Annotated in this window: 3 protein-coding genes; all 3 read left to right on the forward strand. The window is 40.3% G+C overall.

Annotated features, from left to right (window positions below):
* Positions 1-236 precede the first annotated feature (236 nt).
* Entirely contained in the window at positions 237-458 is a 222-nt protein-coding gene (locus WA010_RS06790; protein ID WP_329658910.1) for a hypothetical protein, read from the forward strand.
* On the forward strand, positions 451-717 hold the full coding sequence (locus WA010_RS06795) for a type II toxin-antitoxin system RelE family toxin (RefSeq protein ID WP_422556388.1): 267 nt from the start codon (positions 451-453) through the stop codon (positions 715-717). The genes WA010_RS06790 and WA010_RS06795 overlap by 8 nt, the downstream gene beginning before the upstream one ends.
* A gap of 87 nt (positions 718-804) precedes the next feature.
* The coding region (locus WA010_RS06800) for a cation:proton antiporter (protein WP_422556389.1) at positions 805-2,275 on the forward strand (1,471 nt) is incomplete at its 3' end.

The raw sequence follows: 2,275 nt of genomic DNA on the forward strand, positions 1-2,275 counted from the left end.
TCGAAACTGAGATGGTATTGCGTACTCAACTCAGCGGAAATCCGTTTAACACCTCAGCGATCATCGTAGTCGATACGATCACCACTGAAAAAATATCTCTTTTACTGGAGACGAAAATGTATGAGGATACGAGAGAAAAACTTATTCTCAGTTAGAGGAAAAAAGAGCTATACGGGAATAAAGAAATCTAAAAGATCGATATGGATATAATCAAAAAAATTGCGAGGAGGTATCCTATGCACACATTGAGTATCCGATTGGATGACTCTATTTATGAGCATTTCAAAGAGTTTTTAAAGTTCTACCCGCAAAATAGACTCTCAATTATCGAAGATGATGACGATCTTATCTTTAGCGATTCCAATGCCTTGTCCTACCAAGAGGCGATGGAAGATTTAAAAAACTCTCAAACCCTTAATTGGAAAGAGTACGCAAAGGCTCGAAATATCGATGTATGAGATCGAATTTTCGAAACATTTCGTCAAACAAATCGATAAATTATCCCAGAATGTCGTTAAACGTTTCTATGACGATCTAAAATATATCTGCGAAAATCCCCTCCCCTCTAATCCACACGTAGATGTTAAAAAACTTCAAGCTCAGATAAACCAATACCGTTTGAGAATCGGAAAATACCGATTTTTATACACCATTATCGATGAAAAAGTTATCGTTTATTTTTATGATTTAGGTTCTCGCGGCGATATTTATAAATAACTGCATTTTAAATCATTAGGTAAAAGTGAGAGCTAACCGCCCACTTTTTAACCACCCTTAGCACGAACCTTGCACTATAATACCCATATGGAAACACTATTACTCTCAATCTTTTTAACCGTTGCGATCGCGACGGTACTCAACATCATCCTAAAACGGTTTGGTATCTCGCATATCATCGGCTATATCGCGACGGGGACCATCGTTAGTACCCTATTCGGGTTTAACGGTTCAGCGAACGATTCACTCGATTTTATCGGGGAGTTTGGGATCGTCTTTTTGATGTTTACTATCGGACTGGAGCTGAGTCTGGATAAAATCAAAAAGATGAAAGATATTCTCCTCACCAACGGTCTATTGCAGGTCGTGTTCAGCGTCGTGGTGATCTTTTTACTCTCCCATTATCTTTTTCGTCTTGATTTCAACACCTCGCTCATCATCTCTTTGGCATTTTCCCTCTCTTCCACCGCCATTGTCCTCACCTATCTCAAAGAGTCCAAAGATATCCATACCCCCTACGGTCAAAAATCGATGGGGATTTTGATTTTTCAAGACCTTGCCGTTATCCCGATTTTATTGCTCATCACCTTTTTATCCAACGATACCCTCTCGCTGGGCGAAGTGCTCGTTAAAACTCTTCTTTCCGCTGTTTTTGTCGTCGTTTTTATGTTTACCATCGGAGATAAAATTGTCAATGCACTCTTACAGTTTTCAGCTAAAACCGAACTCGAAGAGCTCTTTTTAGGTTCTGTTTTCTCCATACTCATCGGAGCTTCACTCCTCGCACATAGTATGGGTTTTACTTATTCATTGGGAGCCTTTATCGCTGGGATGATTATCGCCGATACCCGCTATAACGTCAAGGTCGAATCCGATATTTCCACCTATAAAGACCTTCTTTTGGGGGCTTTTTTTTTCGGGGTGGGGACGAAGATCGATATGCTCTATTTTGCCCAAAACATCCATATTATCATTTTCGTTTTTGCCTTTGCCATGCTCTTTAAAGCACTTGTCATCTACGCAATTATACGACGCAACTCCGATAAAAATACCTCAGCAAAAACAGCCCTTTCACTTGCACAAATCGGAGAGTTTTCCTTTGCTATTTTCGCTCTCGCCGGATCACAAAAATTGATTAGTGAGGAGATGGCGAGCTTTTTGATTTTGGTGAGTGTTATCTCTATGATCCTCACCCCGTTCATCATCGGGAATATCTATAAACTCTCATCGTATTTTGAAAAAGAGTTCTATGAATCGGACGTCATCACCCCGATTGCTCGTAAAGATCACATTATCATTGCAGGCTTTGGGGTACTGGGTAAAATCGTTGCATCTAATCTACAGGCTCAACAGGGAAACTTCGTCATTATCTCGGATAATCTTAAACACGTTCTTCATGCGCGTAAACTAGGCTACATGGCCTATTTCGGGCATCTTGATAAACTCCCCGTTCTCGAATCATTGAAGCTCAAAGAGGCTCAGGCGATCATCATCACGATGATTAGTGAACAAAAACGTCGTCTTATTAGTGAAGCAGTGCTTCGTTACGATCCAAAAG

It is taken from the genome of Sulfuricurvum sp., from assembly GCF_049305995.1.
Classification (GTDB): Bacteria; Campylobacterota; Campylobacteria; order Campylobacterales; family Sulfurimonadaceae; genus Sulfuricurvum.